The following is a 17,016-nucleotide window of genomic DNA, read 5'->3' as shown; positions in this document are numbered from 1 at the left end:
GTCAGTTAGAAGAAAGCTGCCCCACATCCCGATTCAACGCCGCGGGCAGGCGCAATGTCAAGCGATCCTCGCCGATCGTCAGCCCGCCGCCCAGCTCGGCCGCGAGCCGGCGCGCCAGCCGCAGCGCGAACCCGACGCCGAGCAAGGTCGCACCCTCCCCCTGATCCTCGCTGTCGAGCGCGAACAACGCCTCGCCCGGATGCGCCGCGAACGCGCGCGGGCGATCGATCGTCAGCGCGACCATCTCGCCTTCCGCGCTCGCGCCGACGGTCAGCCGCTCGCCCTGCCCGCTGGCTGCGACTGCCAACCCCATCAGTCGGCTAATGATTCGCCCAACCGCGACCTCGTCGCCGGCAATGTCCGGGACGCCCTGCCCCGTATCGACATCGACCACCGATTGGCGCAGCCGCATCAGCGGCTCGAGGTCGGCAGCGGCGCGCGACAGCAGCGAAGCGACCACGACGAGGCCGGGGCGCAGCACCAGCGCCTGTTGGTCAAGCCGCGCGGCGGTGTCGACGTCGTCGATCGCGTCGAGCAGTTCGCGCGTGCTGCCGCGGATCGCAACGGCGCGCTCGCGATAGATATCGGGCGCCGGTCCCAGCACCTGTGCCTCGATCATCTCGGCAAAGCCCGAAATCGCGTTGGTTGGCGTGCGCAGTTCGTGGACCAGCGCGCGGAAGGCTTCGGCGGTGGGACGGCCGGCGCGGATCGGTTCGGCACGCTCGTCGGCGCGCGGGCGGCGGGCGACGCCGCGATAGCCGGTGAAACGGCCGTTCGCCGGGTCGAATGCCGGCGTCGCCGACATTTGCCAGTCGCCGCCCACCGCCGAATCGCCCGTCACCACCAGCCGCGCGTTGGTGAACGGCGCGCGGCGACGGAACGCGCCGGTCACTACGCCGTCGACCTGCGCGGAGCGGGCGCCGAGCAGCACGCCGATCAGCGGCTCGCGCGGGACGCCATCGACCCAGCGGATCGTGCCGCTCGCGTCGGTCTCGAAGCAGAAATGGTCGGCCGGCGCCTCGGCAGTGCCGACGATCGGCCGGGGCGGACGATTGAGATCGCCGTGATCGCGCTGATACGCGTCGAGCCGCGCGACCAGTTCGGCGATCGCGAACGGACCGGTCGGATCGAGCGGTGCGGGATCGTTTGCCGGCATAGGCGAAATCGGCGGCAAGTTCTCGAGCTCGACGTCGATGATGAGTTCGTCGGGCTGCGGCAGCGCGAAGTCCGCCGCGCCATAGCTGTCGAGCGCGCGCACCGCGCGCACTGGCAAGTCACGGCGATGGCGCAGCAGTGAGCGCGAGGCGGGTGGCAATTCCGGGATTATCGCCAGCCAGTCGCTGGCGTCGAGCCGCGCGGTTGACAGCACTGGTGCAGCGATCGCCGGATCGTCCTCGCCGAACAGCCGCACCAGGCTCGCCGGCGGGGTCGCGAAAGCCAGGCTCCGCGCGCTTGCGCCGCGCACCGCGGGCGGCACCAGCGAACGGATCGCACGGAGCCGCTCGAGGGCTTCCGGCGTCGCGTCTACACGCCGTCGCCCGATCAGGTCGGTCAACTGCCGCCACGCCGATTGTACGCCGAACGGCGTCGCCATGTCGGCGCCAAGGACCGTGTCGAGGCTGTCGTCGAAGCGCAAGGAACCCCGCCTGTTGGCCGGCGCGCGAAAGACGCGCCGTAACGATTCCTTAACCGCCCGAACGCCCGCTTCAAATGCTCCATTTTGGCGCGTCGCAATGTGGGACGATTGCGTAAGTTCGCAATTATATTATGCTGGCCGACGGCGACGCACGCCGAAAAAATCCGGAGAGTTGACGATGGCGTTGGATCGGATCGACCGGCAGATATTGTCGCTGCTCCAGGCCGATGGACGGATGACCAATGTCGAGCTCGCCGACCGCGTCGGGCTGACCGCGCCACCCTGCCTGCGCCGAGTCCGCGCGCTCGAGGAAGGAGGCGCGATCCAGGGCTATCACGCCGAACTTGATGCCGCGACGCTGGGCTATCCGATTACCGTGTTCGCGATGGTCAGCCTGCGCAGCCAGGCCGAGCGCGATCTGGCGGCATTCGAGGGCCATGTCGCGACGATTCCCGAAATCCGCGAATGCCATATGCTCAACGGCGAGATCGACTTCATCCTGAAGATCGTTGCGAGCGACCTGAAGGCGTTTCAGGATATTCTCACCACGCACCTGACGCCCGCGCCCAACGTCGCTAGCGTCAAGACCTCGCTGACGATTCGCACTTCGAAGCACCAGCCGGGCATCCCGGTCGGCGACGAATAGCAAATAAAAAGGGGCGACCATCGCTGGCCGCCCCTGCCACCTTCCTGTTGCCCGCTCAGCTCGTCGGCGGATGGTCGAGATAGATCATCCAGAACCCGGCAATGTCGCTGCGCGGCGCGGTGGTGACCGCGCTGAAGGCGGTCTTGGCGCCGGCTTTGTCGCCGCTCATCGCCAACGCGATGCCCAGATGCGTATTGACCTCGTCGGTGTTGACCCCGCCCTTGGCGAGCGCCTGGCGATACAGCGCGATCGCCTTGGCGTAGTTGGAGCGGCCGAGATACGCGTCGCCGGTTTGCGCCGACAACGGGCCGGTCGGCGACGCGGCCGCCTTGCGCTCGAGCCCGTCAAACGAGCCCTCGGCGGCAATCGCAGTCGCGGCGTCGGTAGCCAATGCCCGGACGAGCGAACTCGGCACGGCAGGAATTTTACCCGCCGCCTTGCCTTCGTCGATCACCATCTTGGCTTCGTCGGGCAACCCGATGTCGCTCGTGTACTGGGCGTATTGCTCGAAATCGTACTGGTCGGCCAAGGCCCTGGTCTGGCGCATCAACCGGAACAGATCGATCTGCTGGCGCTTGTCGACCTTGACCAGCGGCTTCGCGCTGATCCCATAGAACTGGATGGCGTTTCGCCACGTCGCGGCGGTCGGATAGGCGCTCACCCAGCGTTGCAGCCACTTGAACGTGTCGGCCTTCAATCCCGCGCGGCTCGATTGGTCGATCGCGTAGCGATAGAAATCGTCGGTCTGCGGCTTGCCGCTGGCGTACAGCTTGTCGAGATCGGCGACGCCGCCCGCCACGTCGCCCGCCTGGATCTTGGTCTTCGCCAGATACAACGGCAAATTGGCCTCGGTCGAGCCATGCGCCGCGGCATCGGTGAACATCTTGGTCGCGAGCGCCCAGTTCTTCTGGTCATATGCGATCGTCGCGCGGCTATACTCGAACTTGGGCCGCATGTCCGCCGGAGTAGTCGGGTTGGCGATCAGCGCGTCGAGCGGCGCGATCATCGGCGTCGGATCGAATACGCCGTTGGTGCCGGTCGAGGCTTGCGAGATCTTTTCGGACACCAGGGCGTAGCGCAGATAGGACGCCAGATACTTTTCGTAGTCGGTCTTCGCTGCGGCCTCGACCTCGACCACCGCCGCCTCTAGCCCCGCGATGTCCTTGGCCGCGCTGGCCGCCTTCGCTCTCTGGACGGCAGCACCCACCGCAGGGCTGACCGTCGGCCCCGCCGGCGCTTCGTCCTTCTTCTTGGCAAATGCCGCGGGCGCGAACGCCACGCCGACCATCCCGGTCAAGAACGCCGCGCTCAGCACGGCGGTCGAAATCCTCTTCATCGAACTCTCCTCAAGGGGCGCCGGGCCCGTCGTTACCGCTCTAGTCAGCGGGCGACGCGGGTTCAAGGCGCATGGCGGGCGATTGGCCGATCGTGGCTGAATGCGGATTGAATGGCGGGCTGGTGAAACTGCCTCGCGCGCGCTCACGCGTACGCGCGCGTGACATCGGCTGCGGCAGCGCCTATACCGTCATCCAACCGCAACATCACCTGAAAGCACCGCCCACTTGACCGACGAGACGATCCTCGCCGACCCTTCGGACATTACCCCCATCTCGATCGTCGACGAGATGAAGACGAGTTACCTGGACTACGCGATGAGTGTGATCGTCGCGCGCGCGCTGCCCGATGTGCGCGACGGGTTGAAGCCGGTCCACCGCCGCATCCTGTTCTCCGCGCAGGAAAGTGGGTTCTTCTACAACCGCCCATACCGCAAGTCGGCGCGCATCGTCGGCGACGTGATCGGTAAGTATCACCCGCACGGCGACAGTTCGATCTACGAAGCGCTGGCGCGGATGACCCAGGACTGGGCGATGCGGCTCCCGTTGATCGACGGTCAGGGCAATTTCGGGTCGATGGACCCCGATCCCGCCGCCGCGATGCGCTATACCGAAGCGCGCCTCGCCAAGTCCGCCGGGTTCCTGATGGAGGATCTCGACAAGGACACGGTCGATTTCGTCCCGAACTACGACGGCTCCGAGAACGAGCCGTCGGTGCTGCCCGCGCGCTTCCCCAACCTGCTGGTCAACGGCGCGGGCGGGATCGCGGTGGGCATGGCGACCAACATCCCGCCGCACAATCTGGGCGAAGTGATCGACGCGTGCCTCGCGTACATGGACAATGGTGCCATCACGACCGAGGAATTGATGGAGATCGTCCCCGGCCCGGACTTCCCGACCGGCGCGACGATCCTGGGCCGCAGCGGCTGCCGCGCGGCATACGAAAGCGGGCGCGGATCGATCGTCCTGCGATCGCGCTACGAGATCGAGGAGGGGCGCGGGGACCGGCGTTCGATCGTGCTCACCGAAATTCCCTACCAGCAGGGCAAGAATGCGCTGGTCGAAAAGATCGCCGAGGCCGCCAAGGACAAGCGGATCGAAGGGATCAGCGACATTCGCGACGAATCGAACCGCGAGGGCGTGCGGATCGTTATCGACCTGAAGCGCGACGCCACTGCGGAAGTCGTGCTCAACCAATTGTGGCGCCACACGCCGGCGCAGGGGTCGTTCCCGGCGAACATGCTGGCGATCCGCGGCGGGCGGCCCGAGCTGCTCAACCTGCGCGATTTCATTCAGGCGTTCATCCAGTTTCGCGAACAGGTCATCACGCGCCGCGCGAAGTTCGAGCTGGCGAAGGCGCGCGACCGGGCGCATCTCTTGCTCGGCCTCGTCATCGCGGTCACCAACCTCGACGAGGTGGTCCGCATCATCCGCGGCTCGGCGAGCCCGGCGGAGGCGCGCAACGCGCTGCTGATGCGCGAATGGCCGATCGCCGAGATCGCGCAGTACATCAAGCTGGTCGAAGCGGTCGAAACCGAGGTGACCGGCGACACTTATCGCCTGTCGGACCTGCAGGTTCGCGCGATCCTCGATCTGCGTCTCCATCGCCTGACCGCGCTGGGGCGCGATGAGATCGGCGACGAACTCAAGACGCTGGCCGATTCGATCGCCGAGTTGCTCGCGATCCTCGCCGACCGCGTGAAGCTCTACGCTGTGATGCGCGAGGAGCTCGTCGAGGTGCGCGAGTTGTTCGCGACTCCGCGCCGCACCGAGATCGCCGCCGCTGCCGACGGAATCGAAGACGAGGACCTGATCGAGCGCGAGGAGATGGTCGTCACCGTCACGGTGCAGGGTTATATCAAGCGCACCAGCCTTGACACGTTCCGCGCGCAGCATCGCGGCGGCAAGGGCCGCGCCGGCATGGCGACCAAGGACGAGGATGCGGTCACCGAATTGTTCGTGACCAGCACGCACACGCCCGTTCTGTTCTTCTCGACGCTCGGCCGCGTGTACCGGATGAAGGTGTGGCGCTTGCCCGAGGGTGGGCCGGCCACCCGCGGCCGGCCGATGATCAACCTGCTCCCGCTGGCCGAGGGCGAGACGATCTCCACCGTCCTGCCGCTCCCCGAGGATGAGAACGAGTGGGGCAAACTCCACGTCATGTTCGCCACCGCCAAGGGCAGCGTGCGGCGTAATTCGATGGACGCGTTCGCCAACGTACCGTCGAACGGCAAGATCGCGATGAAGTTCGAAGGCCAGGATGAGGACGACCGGCTGATCGGCGTCGCATTGCTCGACGCGGGCGACGACGTGCTGCTCGCAACGCGCCAGGGCAAGGCGATCCGCTTCGCCGGCGACGAGGTGCGCGAGTTCCAGAGCCGCAATTCGACCGGCGTGCGCGGGATGAAGCTCGGCCAAGATAAAAAGGGGGGCGGCGACGAAGTGATCTCGCTGTCGATCCTGCACAAGGTCGGCGTGGCGGATCAGGAAGAGCGCGAGGACTATTTGCGGTTCGCGCCGTGGAAAGCCGAGCGCGAAGGCGAGCGCGAACGGCAGATGAGCGACGAGCGCTATGCTGAATTGGCCGCCAAGGAGCAGTTCGTGCTGACCGTCTGCGCCAATGGTTACGGCAAGATCAGTTCGGCGTACGAATATCGCCGCACCGGGCGCGGCGGCCAAGGCATCACCAATATCGACAATATCGCACGAAACGGTCCGGTCGTGGCGAGCTTCCCGGCCAAGACCGGCGAGCAGATCATGCTCGTCACCGATCAGGCCAAGCTGATTCGTCTCCCGATCGAGATTCGCGACCCCAGCGAGCCGGTCGAGGAAGGAAAGCGCGACGCCCGGCTGCGGGTCATCGGGCGCAATTCGGCCGGGTTGCGGCTGTTCGACGTCGCCGACGACGAGCATGTCGTGTCCGCCGCGAAGATCGAAGAAAGCGATGAGGAAGAGACGCCCGACGGTGAGACGGCAGCAGAGGGCGAGAGCGAAGCATGAGCGAGCGCCCACTCGTCGCGTACAAGGTGCTGACGGCAGATCAGGTGCGCGCGCTTGAGACCAACAGTTTCGCGGGCGCTCCGGTCGATATCGCCGACGGTTTCATCCACCTGTCGAGCGCGGCGCAGCTGACCGAGACGGTCGATCACCATTTCGCCGGGCAGCATGATCTGTGGATCGCCGCGGTCGACCTCGAAGCGCTGGGCGATGCGGTGAAGTGGGAGCCGTCGCGCGGCGGCGCGCTATTCCCGCACATCTACGGCGCGATGCCTCTCGAGGTCGTGGTCGCCTACAGCCCGCTTGAGCGCCACGAGGATGGCAGTGTCCGCCTTCCCGTGGCGGGTTAGTCTCGTCGCGCTCGCGCTGCTTGGTGCGAGCACCCGGCCAGCCATGCCCGCTCGCCAGATCGCGATGCCCAATGGCTGCCCGACGGACGGCAAATGGGCGCGCGAGGGCGATTGGGCATGGGAGTGCCGCTACCGCGCCGAAAACCAGCGGCTAATCGCTTCGCGGGCCAAGATCGACATCGTGTTCATCGGCGATTCGATCACCGAAGGCTGGGCGATCGCCGACCCCGCGTTCTTCGCGCCGGGGCGGATCGATCGCGGGATCAGCGGGCAGACCAGCCCGCAAATGCTCGACCGCTTCACCCCCGACGTGCTGGAGCTCAAGCCCCGCGTGGTTCACATCATGGCGGGCACCAACGATATCGCCGGCAACAGCGGTGCGATGTCGCTCGAATGGACGGAGAACGTCATCCGCCACATGGCGGAATATGCCCGCGCCCACGGCATCCGCGTGGTGATCGGGTCGGTGTTGCCAGCGCGCGCTTTCGGCTGGCGGAAGGAACAACGCCCGGCCGTCGCGATCGCTGCGCTCAACCGCTGGCTACGCAATTATGCCAACCGCCGCGGGTTCGCCTATGCCGATTACTATTCGGCGATGGCCGAGAGCGACGGCGGACTCCCCGCACGGCTGTCGCGCGACGGGGTTCATCCCAACAAGGCTGGGTACGCGATCATGCGGCCGATCGCCGAAGCCGCGATCGCCAAGGCTCTGGCGCGCTAGGGTATCAGGTCGACCACCTCGGCCCCCTCGCCCTCCTCGCGCAACAACATCGTGCGGTGGCAGTGGTGCGCGTCGCGTTCGAAACACAGCAGCGCCGAGCGTTTTTCGGCAGCCAGGTCGCGCATCTTCGCGGCTTCCGCCTGCGCCTCGGGCAGCTCGAGCTGACCAGCGTAGACCGCTTCCATCGTCTGCCAGTCGCCCTTCTTGGCGGCATCGCGCCCCGGCTTGGGCGTGCCGAGCGCCTTGAGATGCACATAGCCGATGCCGTTTTCCTTGAGGGTCGCGGCGAGCGAATTCTTCGAAAATCCCGGCCGGCGCGACAGCGGCAACGCGCGGACGTCGATGACCTGTTCGACCCCTGCATTCTTCAGCGCAGTCAGGAAGGCATCCATCGTCGTGCCTTCGTACCCGATGGTGAAAATCGTCATGGCTCCTTCTCCGACCGTATCTTCGCGAATGCCGGTCCGATGATCGCGCGGTTCGCGGTCATGCTCGGATGGTTACGATCGACGAACAGCCGCCATGGTTCCGGATAGGCACAAAAGGGCGTCGACAGATCGACCAGGGTCACCCCCGTGATCGGTACGCGCGCGGGTGGGCAGTCGAAGCGTAGCGGCGGTCGGCCCCATTGCTCGCGCATTGCGCTGTCGGTCGGCACGTCGACGCCAGGATAGGGCACACCGGCTAGGACGATGACGCGCTTGCCGCCCAGCGCGTCGATGGTCGGCTGCATGCCGCGCCAGAACGCTCCGCGATCGCGCTTTTCGTAAGTGCGCCACAATGCCGCGAAGACGATGGTGGTGATCGCCGGGCGTCGCCCGAGCCACGCGAGGATCGCCCGATTGCGTTTGAGGCAGCCCGCGGTCATCCCGGATCGCGGATCGATCGCCGGCGGGCAACCGCCGTTGCCGATCACGACCGCGGTCTGCCCCAGTCCTGCAGCGATTCCCGCCGAGTCGGACGCCGAATGACTGTCCCCCCAAATCAGCATGGTGGGCGTCCCCTTTCCGACCACGCACGACCGCTCGACATCCGATAGCGGCATGTTCAGGCATGTCAGGCCGAGCGGCGCGTGGTCGTCACCTTCCGCGATCATCGCCCGCGCACGCGGTGTGAACCGCTCCGGCAACCCCGCCGAGGTTATCGCGGAGAGGGACCCGGCCAGCACGATCGCCGCACCGACGGCGACGGGCGCGGCGACCAAGCCGAACCGGACGGTGCTGCGGCGCGCCGGCTGCTCGACCCGGCGATAGGTGATCCAGGCCAGCATGATCGACAGACCGATCCCCGCCAGCGACCAGACAGCCGGGAGCTGGTCGTCGATCCACCACCGCTGCAGAAACGCGAAGATCGGCCAGTGCCACAGGTACAGCGAGTAGCTGATCCGCCCGATCCATACGAACGGCGCGAACGCCAGGACGCGATTCACCGGCGCGTTTGGTCCGCTGCCGATCAACAGCATTGCCCCGAACGCCGGGATCGAGACCGCCCATAACGGTGAAATGCCCTGCCCCTCCAACAACGCGATACTGGCGGCAATCATCGCGATGCCGATCGCCGACGTGGCAGCGCGCCAGCGCGCGGGAATGGCGACCGCGTCGACCGCCAACATCGCGCCCAGCGCCAATTCCCACGCCCGACTGGGCAGCAGGTAGAAGGCGGCGACCGGCGCGTGTTTCGCGCCGACAACGCACAAGGCGAAGGACGCGACGGCGGCCAGCACGATCGCGGGCCGCGCGACGCGAAAGCGCGTGGCGATCATCAGGAAGAACGGGAAGAACAGGTAAAACTGCTCCTCGATGCCGAGCGACCAGATATGCAGCAGCGGTGGCTGCGCGCGCTTGGCGATCGCGAAATAGTCCCCGCCGCCGACATACGAGAAATAGATATTCGGTATCATCACCACCGCAGCGACGGCCGAGCGGCATAGCCGGACCAAATCGTCGGGCACGAGCATCAGATATCCGACCGCCAGCGTCGCGATCAGCACGACGGCGAGCGCCGGCGCGATCCGGCGGAACCGGCGGCGGTAGAAATGGCCGAAGCTGAACGTCCCCGCGGCCAGATCGTCGCGAACGATCCGCGTGATGAGATAGCCCGAGATGACGAAGAAGACATCGACCCCGACGAACCCGCCCGGTGCGCCCGGCAGGCCGCTGTGGAACCACACGACCGGCAGGATGGCGAGCGCGCGCAAGCCGTCGATATCGGCGCGATATGTCTGCTTGCTGGTCACTGCCCCCGACGCCCGTTCATAACCGATGGTGAAGATCCTCGTCCGCCTGCCAGCGAAGCAAGGTCGTGACCACGCCCCAGGCGATCAGCGATTGGCCAAGGAAATAGAGCGGCCAGATCAGCGCACCCGGCACGGACGACGCGGCGAGCGGGCCGAGCTTGGCGAAGATCAGCAGGTCGGACGCGGCGAACATCACCGCACCGATCCCGAGGCGATAGCGCGGGAAGGTGCTCGCCCAGGCGCTGCCCGTCATTACCCCAAGACCGAGCGCGTAGACCGCGATCAGCGGCGCGGCCGTGCGATCGCTCGGGAGCAGAAAAGCGATCAGCGGGATGACGACCACCAGCAATATCGCGAGCGCCGTCTGGCTCGGCGAGCGCTTCATCCGGCGATGCCGCCAATAGAGTGCAGCGGCGACGATATGCCCGGCGAGGAACGCCCCACCTCCGCCCGCTTGGCTATGTTCGAGCACGACGTCGCCCAGCGCGCCCAATGCCAACGCCGCGGCGATCTGCCATCCGTCGCGGTTGCGCGCATTGAGCGCGGCCCACAGCGCGAGGAACGCGACGCAACCGCCCTTCCACGCGACCCATAGCGGCGTCGGATCGACGTGGCCGCGACCGATCCAGAAGCTAACCCCCGCGACCAGCGCGGCGGCGAACAGCAGGTTGAACTTGGGACCGGTCGGCGACATCGGCGCACGATGGCGCGGTGCGAAGGGCGCTGCAAGCACCGATTGGCACGCTTGACCTACCGCCCTCGATCGTTATTTCTGAAAATACAGAAAGAAACGACATGACCGCGATCGACCATCCCGATGCCAAGGCGTTCATCCTCCACTGGGGAGAGATGGGGACGCATTGGGGGGTCAACCGGTCGGTCGCGCAAGTCCACGCGCTGCTCTACCTGTCCGACCGCCCGCTCGACGCCGACACGATCGTCAACGCGCTCGGGCTTGCGCGCTCGAACGTGTCGACCGCGCTCAAGGAACTGCAGGCCTACGCCATCGTCCGCAGAGTCCATGTCGAGGGCGACCGGCGCGACCATTTCGCCGCCGAGACCGACCTGTGGGAAATGCTCCTTCGTATCGCCGCCGAGCGCAAGCGGCGCGAGGTCGACCCGACGATCGCACTGCTCGCCGAACTGTCCGAACGGCTCGCCGCCGACAAGAAAGCGCCTGAGCATGTCCGTCAGCGCGTCGGGCGGATGTACGAGTTCATTTGGACGCTGTCGTCCTGGTACGACCAGGTCCGCGTGCTGCCCAAACCGACGCTCATCACGCTGATGAAGCTCGGCGGCCGCGTCGCCAAACTGATCCCCGGTAAGCGCAAGGGTTGAGAGCGATGGACCGCACCCATCCCCCGCCGCATCGCCACGTCCGATAGTTTCTGGATTTCCTGAAATGTTCGAAAGTGGAGATTATAATGATCGAGACCATCTATAGCGCGTACCTGCTGATCACCATCGCGATCACTATCTGGGTGGCACACACGCTGTCGAAGAACGGCATCGTGTTCCTGATGCAATGCTTCGGCCAGAACGAGACGCTGGCGAAATCGACCAACCATCTGCTCGTTGTCGGTTTCTACCTCGTCAACATCGGCTTCATCACGCTGACGCTGAGCCTGGGCGACGAGCCGACCACGGTGGGCGGCGCGATCCGTTTCCTGTCGAGCAAGGTCGGGCTCGCGGTGCTCGTGCTCGGCGCGATGCACTTCTTCAACATGGGCGCGATCGCGCAGTTCGGGCGCAAGGTGAACAGCTGGCTCGACGACCGCAACATGGCCCACCTCCGTGCTGCCGCGGTGCGGGGCGAGGTCGCCGCGTGATGGATCGGCCGATGCCGGACGTCACGACAGGCATCGGGGCCGCCGCGCTAAAAGCGTCGGCGGCCGCCGGCCCGATCGCGATCTTCGTCTTGCTTGTGGGGCAAATGCTATCGGGCGAAACGCTAGCGATACGGGTCGGGCCGACCGAAGTGGGGAATGCCATGGGAATGGCGGTCTGGTTTTCCATCGGGGCCATGATCATTGCCCTGATCCCGAACATCCTGGGCGCGATGCTGATGGGTTGGGCATCGGCGCGTAACCTCGGGCTGCGGCACCCGGCCGCCTGGGGCCTCGTCGGCGCCGCCGTCATGGGATTGCCGGCAATAGCGATCGACGGCGCTGGCAGCGCGGACACCGCCGCCCTCGCCGCCATGGGGGCGCTGAACGCGCTGGTCTGCCGCATGGGCGTCAGATGGGCCAGCGCGTCGCCAACTGTCTGATCACTTAACACTTTGTTGGTCGTCGCACGGCAAAGAACGGTGCAACGGGAGCGCGTGGATGGACAGCGTCGAACTGGAAGCTGCGGTCAAATCGGGCGTGATCTCGCCCGAAACCGCGCAGGACCTGCGCAACTTCAGCGCCGCGCAGCACCACGCGCCGCTCGCCGATGAGGAGCGCTTCGGACTGGTCGGTGGGCTCGCCGATGTCATGACCGCGGCGGGGCTTTTGCTGTTGCTCGGCGGTGTCGCGTTCGCCTTTGCGTTCCTGCCGTTGCTCGCCATCCTCATCGTGCTGGGCGCGAGCTGGGCGTTCGCGGAGCATTTCACGCGCCAGCGGCGGATGACGCTGACCAGCTTCGTCCTGTTCGGCACGTTCGTCTTCGCCGCAATCTTCGCGCTCCTCGCGGTCGTCAGCACGTTTCCGGCGTGGCGCGGCGGCGGCGGGACGATGCCGTGGAGCGCGTTGTCGCCGCTCGCCGGACTGGTCGTGGCGTTCGGCACCACAATGGTTTGCGGCCTCTACTGGCTGCGGTTCAAACTGCCGTTTGCCTATATGGCGGCGGCGGTCGCGGGCGTGAACACCATCGTACACCTGCTGCAACTCGTCGCACCGAACATGCCGGCCGGGATCGTCAGCTTCCTGCTCCTCCTGATTGGGCTGCTCCTGTTCGCGGTCGCCATGTGGTGGGACATGTCCGACGTGCGGCGCGAGACCCGGCGCGCCGATATCGCGTTCTGGATGCATTGGGCGGCGGGCTATCAGGTCGCGGGCGCCAGTTTCCGGCTGCTGCTCGGCGTCAGCGGCGGGCCGGTCGGCTGGGACCGGCTCTATGCCTTCGCGACTCAGCCTGCGGACGGCGGGGCGGCGATCGCGGTGCTGTGCCTGTTCGCCTTCTTCTGCTTCGTCGCGCTGGTGATCGATCGCCGCTCCTTGCTGATGTCGAGCCTGATCTACGTCGTGCCCGCGACCGCTACGCTGATGGGCGCGCTGCAATCGACCACGATGACGTTGACGGCGATGCTGACCGGCGGGTTCCTGGTCGTGCTTGCCGCCTATTGGCGCGGCGCGCGCGAATTGCTGCTCGCGCGGTTGCCGGAGCATATCCGCGCGCAATTGCCGCGCACCGATTTGTCGTTCGCGAAACCCCGCCCGGTCGCCTAGCGGATATCCTTATAGCCCTTGGTCGCCGGCTTGCCGCGGAACACGATCGAGAAATAATTGACGAAATAGAGCCCGGCCATCTTCACGAAGCCCTGCTTCTTCATTCGTCGGCCCGAGGTGGGCATGACGAAGTGCGGCGAGAACAGCACCTTGCCATGCTTCTGCGCGCGCTTGGCGATGTCGACGTCCTCGCCGTAGAATTCGATCGAGGCGTCGAACCCACCCATCTTCTCCAGCACGTCGCGGCGGATCGCGAAATTGCCGCCGACCAGCATGTAGCCGATGATCCCGTAGAGCGGCCGCGCCGCGACGAACCAGCCCGACGACACCGCGTTGCGCAGGCCGCTGAGGTCGTAAAAGCTGTACGGCCCGGACAGGCTGGCGAGATCGGACCGCTTGCCGAACTGCTCCCAGATCTGCTCGATCCAGCCCGCGGGCGGGTGCGTATCGGCATCGACATAGGCCAGGATGTCGCCGCTCGCGCTCAGGAACCCGCGCTGACGCGCGCGCGTGATGCCCTTTTCGCCCTCGAACACATAGGTCACCGCCGGATAGCGCTCGACCACGGACTTCGTGCCATCGGTGCTGTTGTTGTCGACGACGATGATCTCCATCGCCTTGTCCGCCACGTTCGCCATCACCGCATCGAGGCAGGCGGGGAGATAATCCTCCTCGTTATAGGCGGGGATGATCAGGCTGATCGTCGGCCGTTGCACTTCACTCGCGGCGGTCATGGGGCGTCCTAGTGCAGCAATATGGCGCTTCAGGCCAGCGCAGAAAGAAAGCGCGGCGGGACAGCCCTTTGCGCGAGCGGCGCGGGCGACTATCGCACGGCGTCATGGCGTATGACATTCACATCATCGGCGGCGGGCTCGCCGGATCGGAAGCCGCGTGGCAGCTCGCCGAGGCGGGCGCGCGAGTCAGGCTGTCCGAGATGCGCGGGTCGGGCGACATCACCCCGGCGCACCAGACCGACGGGCTCGCCGAGCTGGTCTGCTCGAACAGCTTTCGCTCGGACGACGCGGAGAACAACGCGGTCGGCTTGCTCCATGCCGAGTTGCGCGCGCTCGATTCGATCATCATGCGCGAGGGCGACAGGCACAAGGTGCCGGCGGGGTCGGCGCTGGCGGTCGATCGCGACGGCTTTTCCGACGGTGTGACGGCACGGTTGGCGGCGCACCCCAACATCGAGATCGTGCGGGAGCGGATCGACGTTCTGCCCGACGGCCCCGCGATCATCGCCACCGGCCCGCTCACCGCGCCTGGCCTCGCCGCGAGCATCGGCGCCGCGACGGGGAGCGATGCACTCGCCTTCTTCGATGCGATCGCGCCCATCGTCCACCGCGACAGCATCGACATGGACCAGGCGTGGTTCCAGTCGCGCTGGAACAAAGGCCAAGGCCACGACTACATCAACTGTGCGATGGACGAGGACCAGTATCACGCCTTCGTCCAGGGTCTGATCGACGGCGAAAAGGGCGAGTTCCGCGAGTGGGAAAAGGACACGCCGTATTTCGAAGGCTGCATGCCGATCGAGGTGATGGCAGAGCGCGGGCCGGAGACGTTGCGGTTCGGGCCGATGAAGGGGGTCGGACTCGACGACCCGCGCACCGGACGCTGGCCCTATGCCGTGGTGCAGCTGCGTCAGGACAACGCCAGCGGGACGTTGTGGAACATCGTCGGGTTCCAGACCAAGCTGAAGCATGCCGAGCAGGTGCGGCTGTTCCGCACGATCCCGGGGCTCGAGAATGCCGAGTTCGCACGGCTTGGCGGACTGCACCGCAACACCTTCATTCGCTCGCCCGAATTGCTCGACCCGACGCTGCGGCTCAAGTCGAAGCCCAACATCCGCTTCGCTGGCCAGATCACGGGGTGCGAAGGCTATGTCGAAAGCGCGGCGATCGGGCTGCTCGCGGGGCGCTTTGCCGCGGCGGAATTGGGCGGTGACGTCATGACGCCGCCGCCGGTCGAGACCGCGCTCGGCGCGCTGCTCCACCACATCACCGGCGCGGCGGAGGCCGCGACCTATCAGCCGATGAACGTCAATTTCGGGCTGATGCCGCCGATCCCCGGCCGCACCAGGAAAGCCGACCGCAAGAAGATGTACACCGACCGCGCCCGCGCCGCGCTGGCCGAGTGGATGGCGGCCTAAGTTCATAAAATTGACACCCGGCCGCCCGTTCGGGCGAGTTGCGCCGGGTTTGCGCCGGCGTAACATCCGCGACGCGGCACCAGCGCGCCACGGATGCGCCACGCGCGCATCCTCGACGCCGCGATAACGCGCCCGCCTGGCGACGGCGACGCCTTCTCGAATGAACAGGTGTACGCCGGGATTTTGCGAACGGCTCACCGATCAGGGTAGATCAGACGAAATCCTACATTGACAGCGATTTCCGGCGCGGCAGCGCCTCAAGGCCGATCCGCGGCTAGCTTTCCTCGGACGTCTCTTCCGTAGTGGGCGGAGCGGCCGGCTTGTCCGGGCATTTGGCGCGCGGGTGCGTCTTGCGCTTGACGGCGGTGGTGAGGAATTCGGCGGGCGACATGGCGCCCGATTTGTCCTTGTCGGCCATGGCGAACTTGGTCTCGGTCTTTATTGCCCATTCGTCGAACGACAGCATGCCGTCGTGGTTGGTATCGAGCTTCGCGAACGCCTTGGTACGCGGCAGCAAATATTCGCCGCGGGTTATCGATCCGTCGCGATCCTTGTCGTAGCGGTCGAAGCGTTTCTGCTCGCGGGTCTTGTCGGTCGCCTCGGGCACCGCGACCGCCACTCCCTGCCCCTGCGGCGCGTTCGCGACCGCCGGCATCATCGGCAGCGGCGCGACCGCCGTAGGCCGCATCGCCTGAAGCATCATTCCCGAGACCACCAACAACGCCCCTGCTCCCGCGCCCGCCAGATACCGCCACATCGCGCCGCCTCCCTGCCGAAGGCTGCAGCCTAACGCGATTTTCCGCTTCGCAAAAGACTAACGCCCGGTCAGCCGGTGCCACCCCAACCGCGCGACTCGCCATGGCGCCGCCGGGCCGGAAAGGTCCATCCGCGCGGCATGCGCCAGCGCACCTAATGCGCGGGCGTTACGGCTCCACCGCCGCCTCGTCGCCTGGGCCAACAATGGCGCCGCCATGTCGCGCGCGCGGGCCGCCAAGGCTGGATCGCTGAGATGTGCCGCGAGGTCTCCCAGCGCCCAGCCCCGACCGGCATCGTCGAACGCGTCCCGTGCGCCCGCCCCCAGCACCGCGCTCGCTTGCGCAAACAGGATTCCGCCACGCAACCGTGCGTGATCCGCGAGCGCCGCGTCGTCGATCGTTCCCAGCAGCGGCTCCCACCCGTCGACCATTCCCGCCAGCACGCGACCGCTGGCGCCCCGCGGCAGCGCGTCGGCCGCCAGCGCCTGCAACACGGGCTCGCCCGGTGCCGGCGCACCGTCGAGCCGCACCAGCGCCTCGCGCCACCAGGCCAGCCGCATCTGCCCGACCATCGGCTCGCGCGTCGTCCGCAGCACCTGGCCGAGCGCAGCGTCGAGTGCGAACAGCGCCTCCAGCGCCGCACGCCGATCGGCTGGTGCGTAGCTTAATGCCAAGGTGCGCGTCGGGTCTTCGACCGCCGTCACCGTAACATTAACCTTTCCGCTTTAGGGGCGGTTATCCCTTCGGACGCCATAGCG

The 17,016-nt window shown here is 66.5% G+C and carries 17 protein-coding genes; 9 read left to right on the top strand and 8 right to left on the bottom strand.

The window, feature by feature from the left end:
* Window position 1: 1 nt before the first annotated feature.
* Window positions 2–1,636: a HAMP domain-containing sensor histidine kinase gene (locus E7773_RS05960; RefSeq protein ID WP_363129965.1), complete on the bottom strand. Its 1,635-nt coding sequence runs from the start codon at window positions 1,634–1,636 to the stop codon at window positions 2–4.
* Between the two features lie 178 nt (window positions 1,637–1,814).
* Between E7773_RS05960 and E7773_RS05955 the strand changes: the two genes are divergently transcribed.
* Complete coding sequence (locus tag E7773_RS05955; RefSeq protein ID WP_293989440.1) at window positions 1,815–2,282, top strand: Lrp/AsnC family transcriptional regulator; 468 nt, start codon at window positions 1,815–1,817, stop codon at window positions 2,280–2,282.
* A gap of 55 nt (window positions 2,283–2,337) precedes the next feature.
* Here the strand turns inward: E7773_RS05955 and E7773_RS05950 are convergent, their stop codons facing one another.
* A complete protein-coding gene (locus E7773_RS05950; protein WP_293989438.1) occupies window positions 2,338–3,618 on the bottom strand; it encodes a hypothetical protein in 1,281 nt (426 codons plus the stop codon).
* A gap of 226 nt (window positions 3,619–3,844) precedes the next feature.
* Here E7773_RS05950 and gyrA point away from each other — a divergent pair, with 226 nt between their 5' ends.
* From gyrA to E7773_RS05935, 3 genes are read left to right on the top strand one after another with little or no spacing between them, the layout of a single operon-like run.
* Window positions 3,845–6,616: a DNA gyrase subunit A gene (gene gyrA / locus E7773_RS05945; protein WP_293989436.1), complete on the top strand. Its 2,772-nt coding sequence runs from the start codon at window positions 3,845–3,847 to the stop codon at window positions 6,614–6,616.
* Window positions 6,613–6,963 carry a DUF952 domain-containing protein gene (locus E7773_RS05940; RefSeq protein ID WP_293989434.1) on the top strand — a complete coding sequence of 117 codons (351 nt, stop codon included), beginning with the start codon at window positions 6,613–6,615 and terminating at the stop codon, window positions 6,961–6,963. The genes gyrA and E7773_RS05940 overlap by 4 nt, the downstream gene beginning before the upstream one ends.
* Window positions 6,932–7,684, top strand: coding sequence for a GDSL-type esterase/lipase family protein (locus tag E7773_RS05935; RefSeq protein WP_293989432.1), 753 nt, complete (start codon window positions 6,932–6,934; stop codon window positions 7,682–7,684). The genes E7773_RS05940 and E7773_RS05935 overlap by 32 nt, the downstream gene beginning before the upstream one ends.
* Here E7773_RS05935 and E7773_RS05930 read toward each other — a convergent pair.
* Genes E7773_RS05930 through E7773_RS05920 form a run of 3 tightly spaced genes read right to left on the bottom strand, consistent with a single transcriptional unit; the run spans window position 7,681 to window position 10,614 of the window.
* Window positions 7,681–8,112 (bottom strand): DUF488 domain-containing protein, encoded by a 432-nt coding sequence (locus E7773_RS05930; RefSeq protein WP_293989430.1) that lies wholly within the window; start codon window positions 8,110–8,112, stop codon window positions 7,681–7,683. The genes E7773_RS05935 and E7773_RS05930 overlap by 4 nt on opposite strands.
* On the bottom strand, window positions 8,109–9,920 hold the full coding sequence (locus E7773_RS05925) for an acyltransferase family protein (RefSeq protein WP_293989428.1): 1,812 nt from the start codon (window positions 9,918–9,920) through the stop codon (window positions 8,109–8,111). Before E7773_RS05925 ends, E7773_RS05930 begins: the two co-directional genes overlap by 4 nt.
* Before the next feature lie 16 nt (window positions 9,921–9,936).
* The gene (locus tag E7773_RS05920; protein ID WP_293989426.1) at window positions 9,937–10,614 is read right to left on the bottom strand and encodes a lysoplasmalogenase family protein; all 678 of its coding nucleotides are present in this window, start codon (window positions 10,612–10,614) and stop codon (window positions 9,937–9,939) included.
* A gap of 101 nt (window positions 10,615–10,715) precedes the next feature.
* Between E7773_RS05920 and E7773_RS05915 the strand changes: the two genes are divergently transcribed.
* The 4 genes from E7773_RS05915 to E7773_RS05900 all read left to right on the top strand — a co-directional run bounded on the left by E7773_RS05915 (window position 10,716) and on the right by E7773_RS05900 (window position 13,351).
* On the top strand, window positions 10,716–11,258 hold the full coding sequence (locus tag E7773_RS05915) for a MarR family transcriptional regulator (RefSeq protein WP_293989424.1): 543 nt from the start codon (window positions 10,716–10,718) through the stop codon (window positions 11,256–11,258).
* Between the two features lie 86 nt (window positions 11,259–11,344).
* Entirely contained in the window at window positions 11,345–11,749 is a 405-nt protein-coding gene (locus tag E7773_RS05910) for a hypothetical protein (RefSeq protein WP_293989422.1), read from the top strand.
* An 11-nt stretch (window positions 11,750–11,760) separates the two neighbouring features.
* On the top strand, window positions 11,761–12,189 hold the full coding sequence (locus tag E7773_RS05905; protein ID WP_293989420.1) for a hypothetical protein: 429 nt from the start codon (window positions 11,761–11,763) through the stop codon (window positions 12,187–12,189).
* A 58-nt stretch (window positions 12,190–12,247) separates the two neighbouring features.
* On the top strand, window positions 12,248–13,351 hold the full coding sequence (locus tag E7773_RS05900; RefSeq protein ID WP_293989418.1) for a hypothetical protein: 1,104 nt from the start codon (window positions 12,248–12,250) through the stop codon (window positions 13,349–13,351).
* Here E7773_RS05900 and E7773_RS05895 read toward each other — a convergent pair.
* Window positions 13,348–14,085 carry a glycosyltransferase gene (locus E7773_RS05895; RefSeq protein ID WP_293989416.1) on the bottom strand — a complete coding sequence of 246 codons (738 nt, stop codon included), beginning with the start codon at window positions 14,083–14,085 and terminating at the stop codon, window positions 13,348–13,350. The two genes, E7773_RS05900 and E7773_RS05895, sit on opposite strands and share 4 nt — an antisense overlap.
* Before the next feature lie 104 nt (window positions 14,086–14,189).
* Here E7773_RS05895 and trmFO point away from each other — a divergent pair, with 104 nt between their 5' ends.
* The gene (gene trmFO, locus E7773_RS05890) at window positions 14,190–15,503 is read left to right on the top strand and encodes a methylenetetrahydrofolate--tRNA-(uracil(54)-C(5))-methyltransferase (FADH(2)-oxidizing) TrmFO (protein WP_293989415.1); all 1,314 of its coding nucleotides are present in this window, start codon (window positions 14,190–14,192) and stop codon (window positions 15,501–15,503) included.
* Window positions 15,504–15,777: 274 nt separating this feature from the next.
* Here the strand turns inward: trmFO and E7773_RS05885 are convergent, their stop codons facing one another.
* Window positions 15,778–16,260, bottom strand: coding sequence for an EF-hand domain-containing protein (locus E7773_RS05885; RefSeq protein ID WP_293989413.1), 483 nt, complete (start codon window positions 16,258–16,260; stop codon window positions 15,778–15,780).
* 57 nt (window positions 16,261–16,317) lie between these two features.
* Window positions 16,318–16,962, bottom strand: a complete 645-nt coding sequence (locus E7773_RS05880; protein ID WP_293989411.1) for a squalene/phytoene synthase family protein — start codon at window positions 16,960–16,962, stop codon at window positions 16,318–16,320.
* Between the last annotated feature and the right edge of the window lie 54 nt (window positions 16,963–17,016).

The organism is Sphingomonas sp. (genome assembly GCF_004799495.1).
GTDB lineage: Bacteria > Pseudomonadota > Alphaproteobacteria > Sphingomonadales > Sphingomonadaceae > Sphingomonas.
Note: the sequence above shows the minus strand (reverse complement) of the source record. Positions and strands in the feature narration are given on the sequence as shown.

What these genes read in the sequence shown, in the direction of transcription:
- E7773_RS05900 (WP_293989418.1), top strand. Translation starts at nt 12,248, where the DNA reads ATGGACAGCGTCGAACTGGAAGCTGCGGTCAAATCGGGCGTGATCTCG.
- E7773_RS05920 (WP_293989426.1), bottom strand. Translation starts at nt 10,614, where the DNA reads ATGTCGCCGACCGGTCCCAAGTTCAACCTGCTGTTCGCCGCCGCGCTG.
- E7773_RS05955 (WP_293989440.1), top strand. Translation starts at nt 1,815, where the DNA reads ATGGCGTTGGATCGGATCGACCGGCAGATATTGTCGCTGCTCCAGGCC.
- E7773_RS05905 (WP_293989420.1), top strand. Translation starts at nt 11,761, where the DNA reads ATGCCGGACGTCACGACAGGCATCGGGGCCGCCGCGCTAAAAGCGTCG.
- E7773_RS05930 (WP_293989430.1), bottom strand. Translation starts at nt 8,112, where the DNA reads ATGACGATTTTCACCATCGGGTACGAAGGCACGACGATGGATGCCTTC.
- E7773_RS05915 (WP_293989424.1), top strand. Translation starts at nt 10,716, where the DNA reads ATGACCGCGATCGACCATCCCGATGCCAAGGCGTTCATCCTCCACTGG.
- E7773_RS05895 (WP_293989416.1), bottom strand. Translation starts at nt 14,085, where the DNA reads ATGACCGCCGCGAGTGAAGTGCAACGGCCGACGATCAGCCTGATCATC.
- E7773_RS05910 (WP_293989422.1), top strand. Translation starts at nt 11,345, where the DNA reads ATGATCGAGACCATCTATAGCGCGTACCTGCTGATCACCATCGCGATC.
- E7773_RS05885 (WP_293989413.1), bottom strand. Translation starts at nt 16,260, where the DNA reads ATGTGGCGGTATCTGGCGGGCGCGGGAGCAGGGGCGTTGTTGGTGGTC.
- trmFO (WP_293989415.1), top strand. Translation starts at nt 14,190, where the DNA reads ATGGCGTATGACATTCACATCATCGGCGGCGGGCTCGCCGGATCGGAA.
- E7773_RS05950 (WP_293989438.1), bottom strand. Translation starts at nt 3,618, where the DNA reads ATGAAGAGGATTTCGACCGCCGTGCTGAGCGCGGCGTTCTTGACCGGG.
- E7773_RS05940 (WP_293989434.1), top strand. Translation starts at nt 6,613, where the DNA reads ATGAGCGAGCGCCCACTCGTCGCGTACAAGGTGCTGACGGCAGATCAG.
- E7773_RS05935 (WP_293989432.1), top strand. Translation starts at nt 6,932, where the DNA reads ATGGCAGTGTCCGCCTTCCCGTGGCGGGTTAGTCTCGTCGCGCTCGCG.